The sequence below is a fragment of the Calditrichota bacterium genome, assembly GCA_020637445.1.
Lineage (GTDB): Bacteria > Electryoneota > RPQS01 > RPQS01 > RPQS01 > JABWCQ01.
This window is the reverse complement of record JACJVZ010000002.1, coordinates 474,993-496,431: the sequence shown is the minus strand read 5'-3', so window position 1 is coordinate 496,431 and position 21,439 is coordinate 474,993. Positions and strand designations below refer to the sequence as shown.

The following is a 21,439-nucleotide window of genomic DNA, read 5'->3' as shown; positions in this document are numbered from 1 at the left end:
CAGCTTATCCTATTCCAGCAGCAATTTCAACGCCGCGCCGAGAACTTCGCGCGGCGTTATTGTTGCGATATGTCCGAGCCGCGCGCATTCAAGTTCGTCGCATTTCGGACGGAAGCTGCAAGGAGCGGCAATCACGAGGTTTCTTGAATTCTCTTTGTCATTCCAGTTGTCGGGATTTCCCGGGCCGAAAATCGTCACAGTGGGAATGCCGCACGCAACGGCAACGTGCTTCGGTCCCGAGTCCGGCCCGATATACAACGAGCAATGTCGATATAGCGCCGCAAGTTCAGGCACGCGCGCGTCAGAAAGATGCGGCACAGGCTTTGACAGTTTGGTGAGAATTCTCTTAGCAAACTCCTCTTCTCCCGGACCGCTCGTCAAGATCACTTCCATGTGCGACGCTCGCAAAAGCTCAATCGTTTGCGCCGTCAAATCCGCCGGATAGCGCTTGGCCGCGTTCGCGCTTCCCGTCGCCACCGCAACCACGATTCCCGTCAAACTATCGAGTAGATGATTTGCTTTCGCTTTCGCTTCGCGGTCATTCTCGTCGCTGTAAATATCAAGCCGCCGCGATCCCGGTTGGATTCCCAACAGCTTCAGCATATCCAGCCTAAGGTCTACGGCATACGAGTTGTGGTCAGGCTCTTCTTCAATGAAGTGATGCGTGTATGCCCAACTTCTGCCACGACGTTTGAGCCCCGCGCGCACTTTCGCACCCGTGAGAAACACGGCCTGAGCGCTGCGTGGATTAGAGTAAAAATCAATGACGAGATCGTAGCGCTCGCGCCTTAGCCCGCGAACAAGTTCTACAAATCCAGCAATCCCTCCAACCGGTGCGACCCAAAGTTTGCGGATTACCGGATGGTTTCTCAGAGTTTCTTCGGCGGGATATTCCGCCAAGAAATCAACCTTCGCGTCAGGAAATTGCTCTTTTACCGCGCGAATTGCTGGAGTGCAAAGTACGCAATCTCCGATGCGGCGCAATTGCACAAGCAATACTTTTTTCGGATTGAGTTTCTGCGCGGGTTTAGAAAGTTTCATGCGCGTGCCGGAATCTTCAATTCAAGTAGAGTCTCACCTGTGTCAATCGCAACGGCATTCACGAGCAAACCTGCGGACGTTCCTTCACACTGCAAGTAGTGGTGAGCGTCGTTCGCGGTTTTCAATTTCGATCCGCCGCCGCCGGAAATGATATAGTTGACTCCGTCTTTCTCCGTGTTAAGCAAGCTGTGAATGTGGCCGGAAAAAACGGCTGAGACATGATGCTGAACAAAAAGTTCGTGCAGCCGCTCGGCATGCGGACGGTGCTCCATGCCGTAATAAGTGTCTTCGCGGGGATCGAAAACCGGTTTGTGGCAAAACACTATCGTCACGACACCAGACGACTCTTTGGCGAGCGTTTCTTCGACCCACGTAAGTTGTTCGTCGGACAAACTTCCCCACGCGTTGTTGATCAAGATCATTCTGACCGGCCCGACCGTCACGTCGCCGTGGTCGCTGCCGAAGAGCGCGTGAAAAAACTGCGCGTGAACTTTCCTCTGAAAAACGATATCGTGGTTTCCCGGCGTCGCAATCAGCGGCACAGTTATCCGCTTCAGTAACTTTCGCAATCGTCGATATGCGAAGTGCGTTGCCCTGGGAGCAAGATCTCCGGTCGAGACAGCGAACTCAGCGCCGTTCGCTTCGATATCTTTTGCGAGTTTTTGAAACGCAAAGTAGCCGGAATTGCGGCCGGCGAAAGGTGATTCGGCACCAGCGACGTCCCCGAATATCGCAAACTTCACGCATTCAGGGCTCTTTGGCGAAACTTCAACCGGCGTGCCCTCCCATGTTTTGCGGCGCACATCGGAGAATACGCGAAAGACAACGGGATCGAATCGATGCGGAGGCCCCGGCGCACGCAAACGCCTCGGCATCCGCCTTCCATAAATAAACGTGCTTCCTGCTCGCGCAAGAAGCGCGATCACGAGCAGCCACGGAGCAAGATCAATTGAAATCTCCGAGGTCTCGGCCGCATTTTCTTGCCAGTAGTACCACCATAACCCGCCAGCATAAAGTCCAGCGGCCGCGTGCAGCGCAAACACCCAGCGCCGCGCGTCACGAATCATCGAAACTGTCAACAGCGCGGCGATAAGCAGTCCTACTGTCGCGTAGTTGCGGCTGAGCACAATGCCTTCAGCATTTGCAATTCGCGCAATCACAAATGCAACCAACACAACTATCAGCGGAAGCGCCGTCCATCTTGTTCCACGCTCCCGTCCTTCTGTTTCCGCTTCAAACCAACCAAGCAGCGCGGAGGTCACCGCTAACGCAAGCAAAGGCGCGCCGGCACCGACCAAACCGATCCACTCACCACCGACATAGACGTGCAGAGCCGTTAGAACAATGACTCCCACAACGACGTTGCGTGTCCATGTTTTTGCGCGGAAGATAGAAAGAACACCAAATGCAAACCACGGCGCGATCAGCAAGATTGATTCGACGACGCTCAATGCAATGTCCGGCTCCCGCTCCGCGACGCTTGGAAGCTCGAAACGAAACGTCTGTTTTGCGACCAATCCCAATAACGAAATTCCAGCAGCCAGCAGCAACGTCCGTGGTGCGGTGCCGGTGCGTTCTCGCAATACGAAAAGTGTCGCCAACGAAAGAATCGCGGGGGGCCACGGCCCGAAGGATGCAAACGCGACGCCGCTCAAGAGTACAATAAAGAACAGAGATTCCCGCAGTGACGCCTTGGTCGCCCGTGCCGCAAACCACATCGATGCGGACACGACAAACATCATCGACGTATACGACAACATCGGCGGTTCGCTGAACACAATTCCCGCCGGAGGAAAAGTCAAGAGCACTGCTGCCGCGTAGATTCCTTTTCCTTCTCCGAACAGTCGTTCCGCAGCATCGTAGGTAAAACCCGCCGCAAGGATTGCAAAGAATCCACCCAACAACACGGCAGTCGACAAATACACTCCCGAAGTTGCGGTCGCGACGAAGTACGGCCCCCATCCCGCGAGTGCGAACAACATGAAGAGCGCGGCGCCAATCGCCTGTCCGCGACGGTCGCTCATTTTACTATAGCCGCTTGCAGCACGTCGAGATATTGCCTCATGGAACGATCGAAACTAAACTTTTCCTGAACTCGTTGCCGAAAGCGACTGCGCCATTTGTCCAACTTCTCTCGAGTTGTTGCAAACTCACTCAACTTCCGCATAAACTGCGACTCGTCGTCCGGAGCGACTATGAATTCGGACAATTCACCTTCCAAGATACTTTCCATCGCACCGACCTTGAATCCCAGCACCGGAACTCCACTTGACATTGCTTCCAGCACGACGTTTGGCGTGCCTTCGTCTTCAGACGTCAAAAGAAACAAATCCGCGTCGCCGACAATGCTTGCGAAGTCCGGCACGAAACCCAGAAACGTCGCAGTGTCGTCAAGACCCAGTTGCGAAGCCTTGACGCGCAAGTCGTTCTCGTGCGGACCCGTTCCGAAAATCGCCAGCTTGAATGAGACGTGTTTCCCAAGTTCCGAAGCGATTCGCAGCAAACGGTCAAATCGTTTTTGACTTTCCAAACGTCCACCCGCCGCCAAGAGCAGAGTATCGTCGGAAATTTGCAATCGTTTCCGAAGGTCGCCCGGCTTTTGTTGAACGGGACTCACTCCGTTTGTGATTACGGTGATGTCTTGGTGCTTAATTCCCAGCGATTCATAGTGTGCGCGAATACTCTCCGCGTTCACGACGAGCTTGCTTAAAATGTTGTGTGCAAGGAGCCGGTGATGGACTTTCTTTGACCACAAAGTAAATCCGTGCCGTGCGACGGCGGGTATCTTAAGCGTCTTGGCCGCGACTCCGAACTGCCAGCTCTCTTTGTTGAAATTCGTCAGCACCACGTCTGAGCGGCTCGTTCGAATAACTTCCCGCGCCCGCAGCATCGCCAGCGGATCGAAGTCGCCTCCAAATTTGCTCGCGATACATTCGATATCTTCTTGTATCGCCCGAGTCATCAAGTGCGATCCCGGACGGGAAACAATTGCGGCATCGTGTCCGTTAGCGTCAAACCACTTCGCCGCTTCAACAAACCACTTTTCGCCGCCGCCCCAAAGCTCGGGTGCCGCAGAATTGACCAGTAAGAGCCTCACTCAGCTTGACTCTCACGTTCGTAAAGCTGTGTTAACGTGCGGTAGAGATCGCTGTCTGTCATCAGGGAGTCGTGCGAGCCTTGCGCGGCGACTTCGCCTTCGTCGAGCACGACGACGCGGTCGGCGAAGCGAATTGAACTGAGTCTGTGGGCAATGATTATGACCGTTCGTTCGCGGAAGAGTTCTTCCAGCGCACGTTGAATCAACCGTTCCGATTCATTGTCGAGCGCGGACGTTGCTTCGTCAAACACAAGCAGCGGTGCGTCTTTGAGAAGCGCCCTTGCAATGGCGATGCGTTGTTTTTGTCCGCCGGAGAGCTGCGCGCCACGCTCACCCACGAACGTTTCAAGTCCGTTCGGCAGCCTCTTCACGAAATCCGTGCACTGCGCGCGGTCCATCACCGCTTGCAGCTTTTCTTCGGGCACGTCGTTCAGACCGTACGTCAAATTGTAGCGCACGCTCTCGTTGAACAAAAACACGTCTTGACTGACCAAGCTGATATGTCTGCGCAAAGACGCACGGGACAGGGTGTCAACGTTTTCTCCGTCCCACAGCACGCGGCCGCGCTCCGGTGAATAGAAACGCGGCAAGAGGTTCGCCGTGGTTGTTTTCCCGCTTCCCGACCTGCCGACGAGCGCGACTTTTTCTCCGCGTTTCACCGTCAGGTTCACGTCTCGCAAAACCCATTGCTCGGAAGTCGGATAGCGAAACCAGACGTGATCAAATTGAATACCGTCATGCAGCGCTGTGACGTCTTTCTCAGGTTGTTCCGTTTCCGCCGTCTCGACAGGCTCTTCAAGCAGCGTGTTGATTCGCGCACCGGCGGCGGCGCCAATCTGCAAATAGTTGTGCAAGCCGCCCACCGCGCGGGCCGGAGCCAGCATCGAAAAGAGCACGACGATGAAGCGAATAAAGTCTTCCGCGTCGAGCATTGACCCCGACAGGACTTGTTGACCGCCGAGCAGGAGGACGGACGCGATAATGACCACGCCGATAGTTTCGGAGAGGGGCGAGGCAAGCCGTTCAAGTCTTGCGAGCCTAAGCGAGTGCCTAAACAGCCTGAACGAACGGTTTTCGAACCGCTCAGATTCCTTTTCTTCCGATGCCGAAGATTTGATCAGCCTCGCACCGCTGATCGTTTCTTGCAGCGCGCCGGTGATTTCCGCGAGACCTTCTTGAATTCGGCCGGATTTTCGCTTGAGGCTGCCGCCGGTTTTCTTAAACAGCAGTCCGAATGCCGGAACGATCACGAGTGCCGCAAGGGTAAGCTGCCACGAAATACCGAAAAGAATGACCAAGAATGTGACTACCGTGATCGGGTCGCGCACGGCTTGAGTGAAGACTCTCTGAAAGGTCACGGACAACGTGTTCACGTCGTTCATCACGGCGCTCATCAGTTCGCCCGTTGAACTGCGGTCGAAGAACTTATACGGTTGTCGAATTACATGTGCGTACACTCGATCACGCAAGTCTTTGATCATTCTCTGTTCGACATACGACACGAAATGCAGCTGTAAGTATGCGAACAAATTTTTAAGCATAAACACGATCACGAGCGCGATGCACAGTCGCGGCAGCACGTCCAGCGGATCGCCGCCGCCGAGCATTTCCCACGACCATTGCTTCAGTCCGTCATAGACGCCGCGCAAGCCGCCCGTAAGAACTTCCGTTTGTGGTTCGGTCGCCTTGTTCGGCAAAAAGATAATATTCAGCACCGGCGCGACCAGCCAAATTGACAGCGTGTTAAACACTACATAGAAGAGTGTAGACACGGCCGTCATGATCAGATGGCGCGGATAGCGCTTGAACGGGTTTATGAAGCTAAGGTAAGTAATCAAGTGAAAAGGGGAAAGTGGAAAGAGGAAAGAGGAAAATCAGACTCTCTTGCCCGTTTTGGTTTTCTTGGCTATCGTTGTTAGAATCGCCATCAGCTCGTCGGCTTCCTTCCGAAGCAATTCCGGCCGTGTTGCTTTAACCAGCCTTGCTTCAACCATTAGGTCGAGCCAGTACAGAGTTTCTTCAAGCTCTTGAGTTGCTCCGACTATTTTGTTCAAGAAGTCGGCTCTTGATTTTGCGCGTGAAGCTTCCGCGCAGTGAGCTCCAACAGATGTTCCTGACTTAAGAACTTGGTGTGCGATGACATTCGCGGAATTCTTCTCGCGCAGGCTGTTGTGCAAACCTATGATGCGCACCGCGAATGCTTTGGTTCGATTCTTTAGATCATCAATCATAAGGGCTGGGATTGGATTTCCTCTTTCCTATTTCCTCTTTCCAATTTCTTTGAAGAAGATCTCCATGTTCTCTGCCATTTTTTCCCAATTGTGAATGTTTTCTATCGCGTCTTTGCCGCCGGAAATACAAGTATCGCGTAAATTATCATCTCGCGCGATTTCTAAAATCGCGGCACTCATCGCCTGCGCGTCACCAGGCGGAACCAGCACCCCGCGTTTGCGGTCGTGCACAATTTCCGCCGATCCTTCTATTGCCGTTGCGACCAGTGGCACTCCGACCGACCAAGATTCCAAAATGAAATTCGAAATCCCTTCCCGGTAAGACGAAGACACGGCTATGTTTGCTTTGGCGAGTTCTTGAGTAATATCCTGCGTGAATCCGCGCAGCCTCACGTGTTCGTCCAAGTCCAAGCGTTCAATCTGCGCATTCAGGTTATCCACTTGGTCTCCGTTGCCCCAGATTTCGCAAATCAATCGCGGCTCTGCTTTGACTGCGATGGCCATGGCATCAATCAAGACGTCAAAGCCTTTTTCGCTCTCCACTCGACCTGCTGCAACCACTAAGATTACGTTGGATTCATGCGCAGCGCTCTGGGTCCAGCGTCCACGCTGGTCGACGCCGTTGTAGATGACGCGGATTCCCTCGCCCTTGATCCACGGATGTGCGACGAGAGATTGCTTGACTGCCTCGGCATTCACGATGATTCCATCCGGCCAGACGCTGTAACGAAGTCGTTCCTTGAGCGTATTCGGCAATGTGCGCGTGATACCCATACGCATCACGTATTTCGCGTCCGTCTTCATCGCCGCCCATCCCCCCAGCCAATAGTCGCGGCTGCGGGTCGGCAAGAAGATCTCTATCCGCTCTTTCTGAATGAGCTTTCGCAGCTTCCAAACAGTCTTGACATCTGCGTCATTCAGAAACGGCAACTCGAGCCACTTCACCAAACCGGTTTTCTGGCGGGTCAGCCACAGCTCTTTTTCGCGCACGGCAACCCAGACATCATGCCCCCGTTTTGCTAATGTTTCAGCGGCATTGAGAGTCCATTTTTCATTGCCGCCCCACATCAGAGAGGCGTTGCTAAAAAGTATGCGCACGAGATGAGGCTTAACGGGTCATTGGTAATCACGGAATATCGCCAAAATTACGGGGATAAGCAAAGATGAGTGACGAGTCGACGAAGAGAATTCTTGACTCGTTGGTTCAAATTATGCATATTTATAGCTCAAAGCTCGAATCGGATAGTAAAGTACAATTTTTTGTTAGATAGTTCTAACTTATTGAATGCAAGATAAGTGCTTACAATGTCTTAGTTGCGGACATACAGGAGACAAAAGTGTTCTGTGCCCGCTGGACTGTCTCCCCGTCGGCAGCCGCTGCAAGCTGGTTGAGATAGAGGAGCCCTCCGAGAACATTCTCAGACTCATGGAAATGGGTCTGATCCCCGGTACAAATGTCGTTATCGAGCGCACCGCACCACTAAATAGCCCGTTCAGCGTTCGCTTGCCGGGCTGCACCTTGGCCGTCCGCCGCGAGGACGCCCGTCACCTGTTGGTTGCGCCCTTGACCGAAATCGAGTAATGTCCATATTTCCTCGTCCAATTACTAATACGCCGACGCAAACACGTCGGCTTATTGCTATTGCGGGGAATCCCAATTCGGGCAAGACGACGCTATTTAATCGCCTGACCGGTGCGCGCCATAAAGTCGGCAACTACCCGGGTGTAACGGTCGAAAGAAAGATCGGGCAGTTCGCTCTGCCGTCCGGCGAAGTCGTCGATTTGGTCGATCTTCCCGGCACGTACAGCTTTGCCGCGCGCTCACCGGAAGAGCAAATTTCACATGACGTCTTGGTCGGCGACAGCGTTGGCCTAAAGCGTCCCGATTCCGTGATCGTCGTACTCGACGCGTCGAATGTGCGGCGGAATTTATATTTCGCGACCCAGTTGCGCGACATGGGCGTCAAGCTGATCGTCGCGCTCAACATGATGGATATTGCGCGCGAGCGTGGTTTTCATATCGATCCTGATAAACTCTCGGCAGCGATTGGTTGTCCCGTGATTCCGGTAGTCGCCCGCACGGGTGAAGGCATCTCCGAGCTGCTTGCTCAGGTTGAACAGGGTGTTCGCACGGATGGCCCGGCAGCACAGGTTCCGCGATTCATCGACGCGCTTCCCGAGCCGCTTGAAAGCACGGTCAAAGAACTCGCCGAAGGTCTCGAGCAAAGCGGACTTTCGTCGAAAGAAAATGCTCGCGGTGAAGCCTTATGGCTCTTGGTCTCGACTTTGGACGGCGACGAAGCCATCAAAGTCTCCCCGACGCAGACTGCGATGGCCAAACGTGTACTAAATAAGCGCAAGCTGACGACCAACCAAGTTCGCGCCATCGAGACTAGCGCACGCTATCAGTACTTGCGTAACTTGATGGTACTCTCCTCTGCTGTTGAGCAGGACCTACCCCACCGCGTTACCGAAGCTCTCGACCGCGTTCTCTTGCATCGTCTGCTCGGTCCGGTCATTTTTTTGTCTGTGATGGCCTTTGTTTTCCAATCTATTTTCTCGTGGGCGGAGCCGGCAATGGCCGCATCCGAGAGTTTGATCGATTGGATTGCCGGCAGCGTCGGCGCGGTCATGCCGGACGGACTCTTTCGCAATCTCGTCGTCGAAGGCGCGATCGCGGGCATGGGAAATGTTCTTATTTTCCTTCCGCAGATTTTGCTTTTGTTTTTCTTTATCGGAATCCTGGAAGACACGGGTTACATGGCCCGCGCGGCATTTCTGATGGATCGCGTGATGGCCAAAGTCGGACTTGACGGTCGCGCCTTTGTGCCGCTGCTCTCGAGTTTCGCCTGTGCCGTTCCCGGAATTATGGCCACGCGCACAATTGCCGGAAAGAAGGACCGACTGGTTACGATATTGGTTGCACCGTTGATGTCATGCAGCGCTCGCTTGCCCGTGTATACACTGGTAATCGGCACCGTTTTTGTCGCCAATCAACGCGTGCTGGGCGTTTTCACCGTCGGCGGACTCGTGTTAATGAGCATGTATTTGATTTCAGTATTCGCCGGAATCAGCGTTGCCGCACTGTTCAAAAAAACGATTCTCAAAAGTCCGCCGCCGCCGCTCTATCTCGAGCTTCCGACCTACAAGCTGCCCTCTGCACGCTCGATCGTGATGAATCTTTACGACCGCGCCAAACTCTTTATCGCGCGCGTCGGCACCGTGATTCTCGCGGCAACGGTGATCTTGTGGGCCTTGATGAACATCGAGTGGGTCAAGACGGACACCGCTCCTTTCGAGCAAGCCCGCCAAACCGTGCTCAGTAATCCGGCGATGGACCACGATGCGCAGAGTTTGGCGCTTCAGCACATTGCCACGCAAGAAGCGGCATTGCGCACCGAACATTCCATCGGCGGGCAAATGGGTAAATTCATCGAACCCGTCATTAAGCCGTTGGGCTTCGATTGGCACATGGGAATCGGCATCATCGCCAGTTTTGCCGCGCGCGAAGTTTTCGTCAGTTCGCTGGCCGTCGTTCACGGAGTCTCTATTGGAGATGACGACTCCATAACCTTGCGCGAGACGCTGCAACGGGCGCAAAACGAAGACGGACGTCCTATTTACACACCGTTGGTCGGATTCGCTCTGATGGTGTTTTTCGTGTTGGCATGTCAATGCATGTCGACCGTCGCCATCGTCCGCCGCGAAACGAATTCGTGGAAGTGGCCAATTTTCATGGTCAGCTATATGACTGTGCTCGCGTGGGTCGGGGCCTTCGCCATCTATCAAGGTGGCAAATTGCTCGGACTAAGCTAAGAAACTCGGAGCTCGCACGTATGTCCGAAACTCTGGATTTAGTTCTCGTCATTCTCGCCGTTGCGGCATCGGTGGCTTATCTGGCATGGCGCAAGCTCCGCCTCGCTCGCCGTGCTCCCCGTGATTGGACCAGCGGACATGCGGAGGCTTGCGATAGCTGTCCAATTGTCGAAATCCAAAAGGCTCGCCAGCGACTTCAGCTTTCCAAGTAACACAAACGGGCGCCCGACGAAGGCGCCCGTTTCGTTTGCTATCAGTGTGTATTATCCGGGGAGTTTCGGGTTCTTTGCGCGAATCAATTCTTCCAATTTATCGACATTCGCTTGCAAGTCAAACTCTTTCTTGGCAAATTCTTGTGCTCGTTGGCCTATCTGCTTTCGCAGTTCGGGGTTGGCGAGCAAGTTTCTGAGCTTTTGTTCAAGTCCATCCATATCCGTCGCGTGTGCACCCAAACCGCCATTGGTTAAGAGCCCGTCCGGATTGACGTCCAGTGACAACACGGGAATTCCGCGCAGCCACGCTTGCGTGAACGTGTTTGGAAATCCCTCCGCGCGGCTGGTTGAGACCAGCACATGCGCCTTGTCATACAGTTTGCAAATTTGGTCAGGGGACACAAACCCTGCGTAGTGAAAGTTGCTTAGCTCTCGCTCCGCTTGTGCCAGAGGCTCTTTGCTGAGTTCATCCTGAAGCTCGCCGGCCATGACAAATTGACATTCCAAGTCTTGGCATCGGCGCGCCAGTTCCCACAGGAGTTCCGGTCTTTTCCATTTCTTGATGGATCCGACCCATAACACAGAGCATGGTCCGTCGTGATCGTGCAGCTTAGCAAACGTGTCTTCAAGACTGTTCCGAAGCAATACCGGCGAAAAGCCCCATGATTTCAGATTAATTAGCTGTTCGTTGGACTGCGCCAGTTGAATTTTTGCTTTCAGCGCTCCCCTTCTGGCCTTGCTTCGGGCGTAGATCACGCGCGGAATCAAGGCAAGACGTTGCGGCAGCGTTTTTGTTTGCCAAATTTCGGGCAGCGTCGTCGTGACCTGTCCGTCATGCGCGGCCGCGGACGCCCAAATCGTGACGGCGTTTTTAGGAGCGAGCGTCATGGCGTGTGACACATAAAGGCTGAACACTCTGGTGTAGACAACATCAGGGTTCAATTTCTGCAGTAGCTCCCCGACGGCCTTGCGGTTAATGTCGTACCACGGCGTCCCTTCCGGGAGATTGTGCAATGTGATCCCGTCCAGTTCTTGGGCGGCATTCGGTTTGCTGTTCTCGCTGATGTAGTGGACATCCCAACCGCGCCGCTTAAACTCTTTGGCCAGCATCCAGCATTGCATTTCCGCGCCGCCCGTGTAGCGCAAAAGTTGATAGCGTGTTACGAATACGATCCGTTTCATGCTTCTGATCCGTAATATTCGTCCCACTGTGCCAAGGTAATCAAACCTTTCAGCAAACTCGGGTCGACAGCTTTTCCGGCGGCAATTCTGGTGCGCAGCTTTTCAATTGCCGAAGCATTCAAAGTTGCAAACCGGGTCAAGCGGTCAAAGCACTCCAGCACGAACTTGCGGTGCGGTTTCGCCAACCATTCACGTGGGTGCGAATAGTTCAGACGCGGATGGCGGTACAGGATAGTGCCCAAACTCGCCCCCACCGTTTGATCAATATCCGCGAGCATCTTACGCCACGTGCGCACCAAGACGGTTCGCCGCGCATAGCGAAGCTCGGCAGGATAACCGAAGCTGGATTTTAGCGGAAGTTTCCAAAGCTCGGGATAGTGTTCGCGGATCATTCTAAAGAATGCCCGCTCACCGCGACGCTCTTCGGGAAAAAGCGAATACGCAACTCTAAGCACGTCTGCATGTACGTAGGGAGCACAAAAAACAGCTTTGTCGCGGTGTACGAACAGCCCGAAATTCGTACGGTTCATCTGGTGTGACCCATAGATGAAGGCTTCATAGTGCCGCAGCGGGGAACTATCTTCGCCGATCGACGTTTCATCAAAATTCATGGGAGTCGAGTCGGCCAATAGCTGGCGCATGGTTTTGTCCGAAACGGAGACAACTGTTTCCTCCAAATAGCGGCGGGCGGCACCGCTATCCGCGAACTCTTCATCGGGTTCAAATGATCCAAATACGACGTCGCCGATATAGCCGCTTAGCACGACGGAATCTTGCGGCAAAGCGTCACGCAGCGGCTGCACTGGATACTCGGGTACGCCCCAGAACATCCCTTCGCCGACTTTGAAATTCTCTCCGGCGAGCGCAGGCAGGGGCCGTGAATCCATCGGGAGCGCGCTATTTGTGACTCCCAGCGCTTGCGCGACGTGTTGTCCGATGCGAAAATCAAGCGAACCGGGATGCCCGAACGTAATCGTGTGAATAGCTTCACGCGGCAGAATGTCGAGCGCCATGCGTAAGAGAACCCGCGAGTCCATGCCACCCGATATCGGCACAATGACGCGCTGCGCCGCTCCGATTTCGCGGCGTACTGCTTCAAACAATACGTCGCGGAGCTCTTCAGTAGATACATGCCGTGCCGTTCTGACCGGGGGCACAACATCCGTTTGCGCAATTTCAATTTGCGCGTTCCGAAAATGCAGTGTTTGGCCGCTCCGCAAACTGACAACATTCTCAAGGGGCGTCAGAGTATTCGGCAAGTATCCGTATCGAAGCAGTTTTGGTGCAAGCTCACGGTCAAGTCTTAGCGATTTTCCAAACTTCTTCCAAATACTCTGTAAGGAGTTTGAGATCACCAGTGCCGGGCCAATCATGCTCCAATACCAGCGGGATTGGAGAAACGGATCACTGCGAACAGAAAGCTCGTCCGAGCGTCGGTCGAAAGTCAGCGCGAGCCAGCAGCCGTCCGGAAAGTGTCCGGGCTTCGCGGCATTCGGCTGTTCGCTCCACCGGCCTGCTGCAAATGCGAAATTTTCCGGTGACTCGCTGGTTTCATTCTGCGGAAACCATGCGCCGTCCGTGTCATTCCTGAACTCCGCAAGCGTCAGCGCGTGTCCGCGGAGCAGCCGTGTCGCCCCTTCAAACAGCGGCGACTCATTTCGATCCAATATGAAAAGGATATTCAATTACTACCTTGAATGATCAGGCTGGTGTAACGAACGACCAACGCAAGGCAAAGCCACCGCGTCGCCGCACGTTGCGCAATACGGTGTTTTCGCTATTGGGAAAATTCCAAGCCGCGGTGTTTTCGTACATTGTCATTCGGCTTTTGTTGGATGTGCTGACCGTCGAAGAGTACGGACTGTATTCCTTACTTTTCATCGGCGTTATGATAAACTTCTCGATGATTTCGCAGTTCGGGATCCCTCACTTGATTACGAGGTTCGTTCCCGAACTTTTTTCGTCAAATAACTGGCGGGGAATTCGGGAAATCTTCGGCAAGGTCTTCCGCACGCAGGTTGCGGTCGGAATCGTGCTGCTGGTGATTGTCTATTTTCTCGCTCCCAAAATCTGCGAGTGGATCAACTTCCCCGGTGAAGCCGAAGTGCTCAGGATATTCAGCGTCGCCGCTCTGCTCTATTTGCTGTCGGAAGTGTACCATTTTCTCTTCAGCGCGACGTTCCGCCAGTCCACGATCTTCACGGTCACGATCGTTTACAACACGGTCAGGCTGTTGCTGCTCGGCGGAGTCTACTTGGCCTATCGCAGTTTTGTCGCCGTAGTGGTCGCAGAGAGCGCCAGCCTCGCGATCTGCGTGACACTGTATGCCGTTGCTCGAGCGAAAGACAAAGTTCACGAACAAGCCGCGACGTCGGACGAACCTGTTTCCTGGCCGCGCATGAAGAAGTATGCGTCGCTGGCCTATGCCAATGAAATCGGCGTCGCGCTGCTGTCTGTCGCCACCGATTTCTTTCTCGTGTCGAGTATCCTTGGAGGCGTCGCGACGGGATTTTACGGCTTGGCCAACCGCATCAATGATCTTGCGCAAAAGGCCTTGCCGATGAAGATGCTGGGTCCGGTGATTCAGCCCTTGTTCTTCAGCGAGTACGGTGCCAGCAAAGAAAAAGCGGAGTTCGGATTTCGCTTACTTATGAAAGCTACGCTTTTCCCGACGGTGGCCGTCGCCATATGGATGGTCGTAATGTCGAAAGAAGTGATTGTCTATCTTTTCGATCCGCGCTACGCCGAAGCCTGGCCGCTGGTCGCGACGATGGCTCTCTTTCTTCCGTCCGCTTCGCTGCGCATGCCGTTGGGATTGATGCTGCAAAATCACGAACGGATCGACATCCTAATCTGGGCGAAGGCCACGGGCCTGCTTAAGATCGTCGCCGGCGTGCTGCTGCTTCCCAGATACGGCTATGTCGTCATGCCGTGGATCACAGGCTTTGCCGTGCTCGCGCAAAACAATTTCGTCTATTTCTTCGTCAAGAAAGTCGCCAATGCACGCGCGGATTTCTGGGGCAACGTGCGCATCTGGTTGAACGGCGCGGCGGCGGGCGTCGTGATCTATTTCCTGAGACCCTATCTGAACAGCCTGCTCGGCGTCATTGCCAGCATTGCGATTTACAGCGTCCTGTTCCTGATCTTCTCAATGATCAATCGCGGCTTCTCAAAGGAAGAACGCGACTTCATCAACAGCAAACTCCCCAAACCCCTCTGGAAATTCTAAACAAAATTTCCACCGAGCGATACCCCCCAAATTTTGTTCGCCGAGCGGTGCGTCCCCGCGCCGCCGGAATCCGCCTCTGGTCTCCCTCCAAATCCGTCTGCGGAAATGGGGGGATTAAGGGGGGCTTCTGAATTTCCGTCATCCGGCGCCTGTCCTTGCAGGATAAGGACCTACCGAAGCGCCGTGAGAATTGAAAGCGCAACCAACACTCCCAAACCACCTGTCATCCCGTAGGGATCTTGCAAAAAGAGGTTACCACCCCAAATCTCAACAACAATTCAAAACCCCGCGCAGCTCAGGTTTCCTCTTTCCTCTTTCCTCTTTCCTCCATCCCCCATCCCCCATCCCCCATCCTTCATCCTTCATCCTTCATCCTTGGGCCGCACCGCCGTCGCCATCAACCGGTGCTTCAACCCGCAAAAGAGCGGCGTCTCCCCAAGAAGTTCCATACACAACAACAAAAACAAAACCCACTTCGGCTTATACATCGCGGGCACACCCCAGCGATAAATTTGAATATCCACAAAACCTGCCTCGCGCAGGTATTTTTTTAGCCGTCGCGCGGTATTGATCTTGTACGGCGCTCGAAACGTCCCTTCGCTCTGAATCTTCGCCGAACGTTTCAATCGTTCGCGCCACTTGATGGACAAAAACTTATTCGGAAACATGAACGGATTGAACACGGAGTTCGTGTTGATGATAATTCGTCCGCCCGGTTTCAGCACACGAAACGCTTCACCCGCGCATTTCGCCGGATCGTCGATGTGTTCATACACCGAGTCGCTGTAATAGCCCGCGAAATACTGGTCCCGAAACGGCAGATCTTCCAACACACCGATGGTTTTGAATTTCAGTCCTTGATTCTTCAAAATATCGTCCGGCAGCGGATCAATGCCGACCAAGTGGTGCATCTTCTTCTCGCGCTTGGTCAGATCGCTGCTTTCGCCGCAACCCGCTTCCAGCACAGGCTCATTTTCCAAACCATCGGCCCAAGCCTGCATAAACGTGTGGTTAAAATAGCCGTTCTTCGCGGCCAGTTTTTTCCAATAGCCCTTAAACGGCCACGGCACAAGGCGCAACTGCTCCTCGTACTTCATCCGAAACGCGCCCTTAGGCAGCGGATTCTCGAGAATTTCCCCTCCGCGAGCGGGGGGGGTAGGGGGGGGTTGAGTTGTCATCAATGAAGAGTTAGTCAACGATTTTCGCAGCCACACGGTCAAGCGCAATAATAACAATTATTAGCCAGACCCGCAACAGCCACACCTGTCAAAGATAATAGACCATACTTCTTGTGCAACAAAAGTACCATTGCCTCTTGGAAAACGGAAACCTATATTGAAAGGTAGTCCTTACTTATGTCTGAAAAAATAGGCCCCGCACCATGCGCACCATCCTCCTTATCCTAATTCTCGCCACGGCCTCCTTCGCCCGCGTCACGCCGCTCGACCCGTTCACGGGACCACTCGCGACGATGCAATTTCAGCCGGCTCAGTCACGCGGCTTTGTCTCGTCGCTCGACGAACATCTGAATACGCGCGTCAACAGCGACCACTCCGGCGAAATTCAAAATGAAGAACAAGCCTGCATCAATCCGCTCGATCCCGACAACATGGTCGCGGTCTGGCGCGATTTCCGCGAAGGCTATCGCAGAATCGGTGTCGGCTATACGTTGGACGGCGGCGCAACGTGGCACGATACGCTTTTTCCGCAAATGTATTATGAGTGGCAAAGCGATCCCGTGTTGGTTGTAGACAACGATGGCATCTTCACCGCCAACATGATCACCTTCAATCCGGATGGCGATGAAGAGGTTGCGCTGCTCTCCGTGTCTTCGTATGACGGCGGCGTAACGTGGCAGGATTCCGTGATCGCCGTCGAGACTACGGACTTGACGGCCTTCGAAGACAAACAAATGATGGCCATCGACAATTCGCCCGACTCGCCGTATCAAGGCACGTTCTACATTCCGTGGGCGCGCTTCTTCCTCGATTCTGACGGCAACTACGATTCAACTCATATCGAACTCGTGTACAAACGTCCCGATTCCGCTTATACTGCGCCGATTCAAATCTCGTCGCGCCGCACCGTGCAGTGGGCCAATGTGGCAACAGGACCAAACGGCGAGGTCTATGTGACGTGGATCAGCTATTCGCGCGACGGCATCATGTTCTCGCGTTCGCTCGACGGCGGCCAAACTTGGACGGAAGAAGAACGGGTCTTCCAAACAGAGTTCGCAAGTGCGGAAATTGAACCCAACTTGCTCGTGTTTTCGTACATGGTGATGGCCGTCGACAATTCCAACGGACCGTTTCGCGGCCGCATCCACGCACTCTTCACCGACGCGGACAATAGTCTTTCGAATACGGACGTGTTTTACACATACAGCGACGATCAAGGTGACAACTGGTCGACTCCCGTTGTGATTGATGACGAGAACGAGTCCTTTGACGTCGATCAGTTTCATCCGTGGATAACCGTGGACGAACAGGGCCGCGTATGGTGCGCGTGGTACGACCGTCGCAATGATCCAAATGGTTTGTTAATGGATGTTTATTTCACGGTTTCGGAACTCGGCGGCATCACGTGGCGCCCCAACGAGCGCATCACCACGGTCTCGTGCAATCCCGGCGCAGGTTCGCTCGACGCAGGCCTAATCGGCGAATACATCGGTTGGCACGCCTCCAATGACAAAGCCATCTGCGTCTGGACCGACACAAGACAAGGCGATCAAGACGCCTTCGCTTCCGTCATAGACTCCCTATTCATCGAAGACGCAGTCGAGAATCCAAACATCCTTCATCCTTCATCCTTCATCCTTGAAGCGTTCCCCAACCCCTTTAATGGGACGACGACACTTTCATACACGCTGACAAAATCATCGCCGGTTGAGCTAACTGTATTCAACACGCTCGGTCAAGAAGTCTTCACAGAATCTCTTGGCCAACAATCTACCGGAGCGCATACGCAATCAATTGAACTCACGCAGCCCAGCGGAGTCTATTTCGCAAAACTAAGTTCACGAGATCAATCCGCCATAGCAAAATTATTGTTGATGCGCTAAGTTCCGGTCTCCCCCCATTTCTGCTCGGAGAAATGGGGGGATTAAGGGGGGCTTCTAATTTTCTGTCATCCTATGTAAGGACCTGTTCCAACGACCCAACAACCCCAAGCGCAAATCAACACACCCAAACCGCCTGTCATCCCGTAGGGACCTATTCAAGCAGGCACAGACTTGCAAACAACTCCCGAGGTCAGAATGAAAACACTGGTTTGTCTCCTTCTACTCTGTGCTGTGTCGCAAGCATCTCCTCTGCCCGATCTTTCAGAATACAGCGAGAATGCGGATATTATTTTGTATGTTGCAAAACCACCACCCCATATCTTTCACACGTTCATCTATGCAAACGGTCATATTGTTACGTTGTCGTATACACTGGGAAACGAACCGAAAAAAGTACGAGAAGGTTGGACGGCACCTGCTTTCGTGGAAGATCTAATAGCGCGCGCAAAAGATATTAGATTCCATTCTCAAAGCTGGACATCTGGATCGATGGTGCCAATCGTGCCCCACTGGGTTATTCTGACCTTCCCAAAACTCGCAAACATCAAATATGATCGGCCACTTGACGAACCAATTCCAAGCGCAATGCGGTTGCGCGAATCCGTCGAAGCACTAATCAAAAACGCCGACTGGAGTAACAAGTAATTGACCTCCACGCGGCGGCACCCGCCGCGGGTGCCCCAATCTACATATGTATAAATACATTCTCTTTCTCCTCCCCCTATTCCTCTTCCTCTCCTGCGCCGAGCAGTTCCACACTCCGCCCCCGCTCGACCCTGCACTCGGCCCCGAACTGAAGAGCTATATTGAAACTCACAAGCAGACTCCCGCAGATTACGTCGTCAGTAAATTCGCAGACCACGACGTCGTCATCATGGGCGAATACCACCGTGTCAAAGAGAATGTCGAACTGATCCAAGAACTGATCCCGCGCGTTTATGGCAGAGGTGTGCGCGTGCTCGCCACCGAGTTTGCCCGCCGTGAAGATCAACCGTTAATTGACAGCTTGTTAAACGGCGCCTCTTACAATGAGTCATTAGCCCGCGAAATCACTTTCAACCAATTCGCCTACTGGGGCTTTCAAGAGTACGTTGACATCTTCAAAGCCGCGTGGCAATTTAATCAGCAATTGCCCGACACCATGCCCCGCTTCAGAATTCTTGGCATGAACGATTCACCCGATTGGAGCTATTTGGAATCGTCTGACGACCGCAACAATCCCGACGTCATGAAAAAAGTCTGGCAAGGCGGCGGCGAAGACAAATGGGCCAAGGTCGTCACCGACGCCGTTGCGGACAGTCAAAAAGTTTTGGTCTATTGCGGTATTCATCACGGCTTTACAAGTTACGAACAACCCATTGTCAACAACGGAAAATTTGTTCGTTTTGAAACCGAGCGTATGGGCAACTACGTTAAAGATGCGCTCGGCGACCGTGTGATGACTGTGTACCTGCACGCGATCTGGCCGCCGCGCGACGGCTACGGCGGAATCTATGTCTATGCCGCCGAAGGACAGATCGACGCGCTCTTCAAAGAACTCGGCCCGAATTTCTATCCGGTTGGTTTCGATCTGCACGGCACGCCGTTCGGAAAGCTCGGCGGAAAGAACTCCGTTTACAGTCAAGGCTACGATAGCTTCACAATTTCACAATTCGCCGACGGCTGGATCTTTCAATGTCCGATCTCACAATACCACGGTGTCACGCCCATCGAGAATTTCATCAACGGCCGCAATTTCGAAACGGCCAAGCGTCAATCCCCCAATCCCAGTTTGCGCAAACTTTCGATGAATGAAATGAACAATGTCATCGCCAACGACGCCAAGCAAGCCTGGTGGCTGGGGCGGTACGAATAACGACAGGTCCGCATTGCAAATTGAAAAGCCGAGACGATTTGTCTCGGCTTTTCTTGTTGTGGCCTGAAGGTTGCTTCGCATTGTGGCCTATTGCACAAATTTACGTACAATGAACATTGTTCATATGTTGACAACGCGTGTCGTATTCGCTATCTTTTTGGTAGACAATGCAGAAACTTAGCGAATCCGGAAGGAGCTAACTGATGAAATTGTTTTACGGGCTACTTGTTACGAGTTGCCTTTTGTTTGCAAACGCGCACGCGATTCAAGTGGATACGGTTTGGACAAAGAGTTACTCGCTTGGTGGTAACTCCGCCCTGACGGATATCGCCATTACTTCTGATGGCGGTTTTGTCGGCGCGGGCTCTTTCGCGTTGCAAGGACTGGTCATGCGGTTTGACAGCTTGGGTGACACGCTTTGGACACGAACTCTTACGATTGGTACTAGCGAAACCATAATTAGGGGCTTCTCGCAGACGGCGGACGGCTCGATTCTTGTCACGGGAAACGCGAGAACGGATTCACCGACGTATTCATCGCTGCCTTTTGTCACGAAATTCAGCAGTCTCGGAGATTCCCTGTGGACGAGAACCTATCTCGATTCCATAGATAACTCATACGGATCCTCCGTTTATGAATTGAGCAACGGTGACCTTCTGTTAGGCGGATTCATATGGTATCCCTATAACCGCTTCTTTGCCATGAGAATGGATTCCGTGGGTCAGGTTCTTTGGACGCAGACGTACTATGTTCTGTGGTCCGACATATACAACCCGGATTTCCTGGTTCACAAAATGATTCCCGTTCCCAGCGGAGGTTTTGTGCTGCTTGGTCAAGCCGGGAACGGCGGTGAACCTGTCGGCTATACCGCAGTGCAAAAGATTTCGGAAAACGGCGACTCGCTGTGGCAACAGGCCTATTGGAATTCGTATACTTTCACTCCTTGGGACCTGGCTTTCAAACCGGACGGAGGGTTCTATGTTGCGGTCACGGAATATTTGTCGGAATTTAGCGCGGTGCCCGTAATCATGGAAGCGGACTCTCTCGGCAATTATGTTAGTGAACACAGTTTGCCGTCCGGGTGGCCCGACTTTGACATTCAAGTCTTGATCAACGCGCCGGACAGCACCTTCTTCTACACCAGCGCGGGACGAGTTGCACGGCTCGATGCTGGTGCCGATACCCTTTGGAGCAAGGACTATTCATCGCTTACCTACTCGTTCATTGCGGCCGCGACAATTTCCGCCGGTGACTACCTGCTGGCAGGATTATCGAACAACAACGCCTACCTTGCCAAAATCCGCGCCGCCGAATGTGTACCCGACAGTCCGCTGCCGCCGCAAAATGTCAACATCACTCCGCAAGGTGGCAACGCGGTCGTGTCGTGGTCGCCGGTCGACTATGCCGAGAACGGTTGTATCATTGATGTCACGCACTATCTTGTTTTCTACGCCGAGAACTCCGAGGGCCCCTATCTTTATCACGGATACACGTCCGCAACCAGCTACACGCACGTCGGAGCAGTTGCCTACGCCCCGTCGATGTTCTATCAAGTCATCGCGAGCGCCGATCCAATTCCGACAGCACTGCGGGACACGCATCCGGGCAGCCTGACCATGCGGCAAGCCTTGTCCCTTTTCAAGACAGACGCACGCTGAGTCGCGCCGCATCAGAAACTCAAGAGAAAAGCCGAGGCTCATCACCTCGGCTTTTTA

17 protein-coding genes are annotated in these 21,439 nt (G+C 53.5%); 8 read left to right on the top strand and 9 right to left on the bottom strand.

From position 1 onward, the window contains the following. Positions 1 to 9: 9 nt before the first annotated feature. The 6 genes from H6507_09940 to H6507_09915 are packed head-to-tail and all read right to left on the bottom strand — an operon-like array spanning position 10 to position 7,467. Positions 10 to 1,041, bottom strand: coding sequence for a glycosyltransferase family 9 protein (locus H6507_09940; GenBank protein MCB9369416.1), 1,032 nt, complete (start codon positions 1,039 to 1,041; stop codon positions 10 to 12). Continuing rightward, the gene (locus H6507_09935; protein ID MCB9369415.1) at positions 1,038 to 3,065 is read right to left on the bottom strand and encodes a metallophosphoesterase; all 2,028 of its coding nucleotides are present in this window, start codon (positions 3,063 to 3,065) and stop codon (positions 1,038 to 1,040) included. The genes H6507_09940 and H6507_09935 overlap by 4 nt, the downstream gene beginning before the upstream one ends. Beyond that, positions 3,062 to 4,138, bottom strand: a complete 1,077-nt coding sequence (locus tag H6507_09930; protein ID MCB9369414.1) for a glycosyltransferase family 4 protein — start codon at positions 4,136 to 4,138, stop codon at positions 3,062 to 3,064. Before H6507_09930 ends, H6507_09935 begins: the two co-directional genes overlap by 4 nt. Beyond that, positions 4,135 to 5,976, bottom strand: coding sequence for an ABC transporter ATP-binding protein (locus tag H6507_09925; protein MCB9369413.1), 1,842 nt, complete (start codon positions 5,974 to 5,976; stop codon positions 4,135 to 4,137). Before H6507_09925 ends, H6507_09930 begins: the two co-directional genes overlap by 4 nt. Before the next feature lie 36 nt (positions 5,977 to 6,012). Then, positions 6,013 to 6,369, bottom strand: coding sequence for a four helix bundle protein (locus H6507_09920; protein ID MCB9369412.1), 357 nt, complete (start codon positions 6,367 to 6,369; stop codon positions 6,013 to 6,015). Between the two features lie 27 nt (positions 6,370 to 6,396). Beyond that, complete coding sequence (locus H6507_09915; protein MCB9369411.1) at positions 6,397 to 7,467, bottom strand: glycosyltransferase; 1,071 nt, start codon at positions 7,465 to 7,467, stop codon at positions 6,397 to 6,399. A 187-nt stretch (positions 7,468 to 7,654) separates the two neighbouring features. Here H6507_09915 and H6507_09910 point away from each other — a divergent pair, with 187 nt between their 5' ends. From H6507_09910 to H6507_09900, 3 genes are read left to right on the top strand one after another with little or no spacing between them, the layout of a single operon-like run. Next, positions 7,655 to 7,951, top strand: coding sequence for a ferrous iron transport protein A (locus tag H6507_09910; GenBank protein ID MCB9369410.1), 297 nt, complete (start codon positions 7,655 to 7,657; stop codon positions 7,949 to 7,951). Then, a complete protein-coding gene (feoB, locus tag H6507_09905) occupies positions 7,951 to 10,185 on the top strand; it encodes a ferrous iron transport protein B (protein MCB9369409.1) in 2,235 nt (744 codons plus the stop codon). Before H6507_09910 ends, feoB begins: the two co-directional genes overlap by 1 nt. 20 nt (positions 10,186 to 10,205) lie before the next feature. Then, positions 10,206 to 10,397, top strand: coding sequence for a hypothetical protein (locus H6507_09900; protein MCB9369408.1), 192 nt, complete (start codon positions 10,206 to 10,208; stop codon positions 10,395 to 10,397). 51 nt (positions 10,398 to 10,448) lie between these two features. Here H6507_09900 and H6507_09895 read toward each other — a convergent pair whose 3' ends face one another. Continuing rightward, entirely contained in the window at positions 10,449 to 11,579 is a 1,131-nt protein-coding gene (locus H6507_09895; protein MCB9369407.1) for a glycosyltransferase family 4 protein, read from the bottom strand. Then, on the bottom strand, positions 11,576 to 13,264 hold the full coding sequence (locus tag H6507_09890) for a hypothetical protein (protein MCB9369406.1): 1,689 nt from the start codon (positions 13,262 to 13,264) through the stop codon (positions 11,576 to 11,578). The genes H6507_09895 and H6507_09890 overlap by 4 nt, the downstream gene beginning before the upstream one ends. A gap of 8 nt (positions 13,265 to 13,272) precedes the next feature. On the opposite strand from H6507_09890, the gene H6507_09885 reads away from it, so the two are divergent. Further along, positions 13,273 to 14,808: an oligosaccharide flippase family protein gene (locus H6507_09885; GenBank protein ID MCB9369405.1), complete on the top strand. Its 1,536-nt coding sequence runs from the start codon at positions 13,273 to 13,275 to the stop codon at positions 14,806 to 14,808. A gap of 362 nt (positions 14,809 to 15,170) precedes the next feature. Here the strand turns inward: H6507_09885 and H6507_09880 are convergent, their stop codons facing one another. Further along, positions 15,171 to 15,986 (bottom strand): methyltransferase domain-containing protein, encoded by an 816-nt coding sequence (locus H6507_09880; GenBank protein MCB9369404.1) that lies wholly within the window; start codon positions 15,984 to 15,986, stop codon positions 15,171 to 15,173. Between the two features lie 203 nt (positions 15,987 to 16,189). On the opposite strand from H6507_09880, the gene H6507_09875 reads away from it, so the two are divergent. The 4 genes from H6507_09875 to H6507_09860 all read left to right on the top strand — a co-directional run bounded on the left by H6507_09875 (position 16,190) and on the right by H6507_09860 (position 21,382). Beyond that, entirely contained in the window at positions 16,190 to 17,869 is a 1,680-nt protein-coding gene (locus H6507_09875) for a T9SS type A sorting domain-containing protein (GenBank protein ID MCB9369403.1), read from the top strand. Between the two features lie 195 nt (positions 17,870 to 18,064). Then, entirely contained in the window at positions 18,065 to 18,514 is a 450-nt protein-coding gene (locus H6507_09870) for a hypothetical protein (protein ID MCB9369402.1), read from the top strand. Between the two features lie 46 nt (positions 18,515 to 18,560). Next, complete coding sequence (locus H6507_09865) at positions 18,561 to 19,724, top strand: ChaN family lipoprotein (GenBank protein ID MCB9369401.1); 1,164 nt, start codon at positions 18,561 to 18,563, stop codon at positions 19,722 to 19,724. A gap of 203 nt (positions 19,725 to 19,927) precedes the next feature. Continuing rightward, entirely contained in the window at positions 19,928 to 21,382 is a 1,455-nt protein-coding gene (locus H6507_09860; GenBank protein MCB9369400.1) for a hypothetical protein, read from the top strand. Positions 21,383 to 21,439 lie beyond the last annotated feature (57 nt).

Bases quoted from the DNA above. Each gene is read 5' to 3' on its own strand.
- H6507_09900 (MCB9369408.1), top strand. From the start codon at position 10,206: ATGTCCGAAACTCTGGATTTAGTTCTCGTCATTCTCGCCGTTGCGGCA.
- H6507_09875 (MCB9369403.1), top strand. From the start codon at position 16,190: ATGCGCACCATCCTCCTTATCCTAATTCTCGCCACGGCCTCCTTCGCC.
- H6507_09895 (MCB9369407.1), bottom strand. From the start codon at position 11,579: ATGAAACGGATCGTATTCGTAACACGCTATCAACTTTTGCGCTACACG.
- H6507_09935 (MCB9369415.1), bottom strand. From the start codon at position 3,065: ATGAGCGACCGTCGCGGACAGGCGATTGGCGCCGCGCTCTTCATGTTG.
- H6507_09865 (MCB9369401.1), top strand. From the start codon at position 18,561: ATGTATAAATACATTCTCTTTCTCCTCCCCCTATTCCTCTTCCTCTCC.
- H6507_09880 (MCB9369404.1), bottom strand. From the start codon at position 15,986: ATGACAACTCAACCCCCCCCTACCCCCCCCGCTCGCGGAGGGGAAATT.
- feoB (MCB9369409.1), top strand. From the start codon at position 7,951: ATGTCCATATTTCCTCGTCCAATTACTAATACGCCGACGCAAACACGT.
- H6507_09860 (MCB9369400.1), top strand. From the start codon at position 19,928: ATGAAATTGTTTTACGGGCTACTTGTTACGAGTTGCCTTTTGTTTGCA.
- H6507_09870 (MCB9369402.1), top strand. From the start codon at position 18,065: ATGAAAACACTGGTTTGTCTCCTTCTACTCTGTGCTGTGTCGCAAGCA.
- H6507_09940 (MCB9369416.1), bottom strand. From the start codon at position 1,041: ATGAAACTTTCTAAACCCGCGCAGAAACTCAATCCGAAAAAAGTATTG.
- H6507_09910 (MCB9369410.1), top strand. From the start codon at position 7,655: ATGCAAGATAAGTGCTTACAATGTCTTAGTTGCGGACATACAGGAGAC.
- H6507_09920 (MCB9369412.1), bottom strand. From the start codon at position 6,369: ATGATTGATGATCTAAAGAATCGAACCAAAGCATTCGCGGTGCGCATC.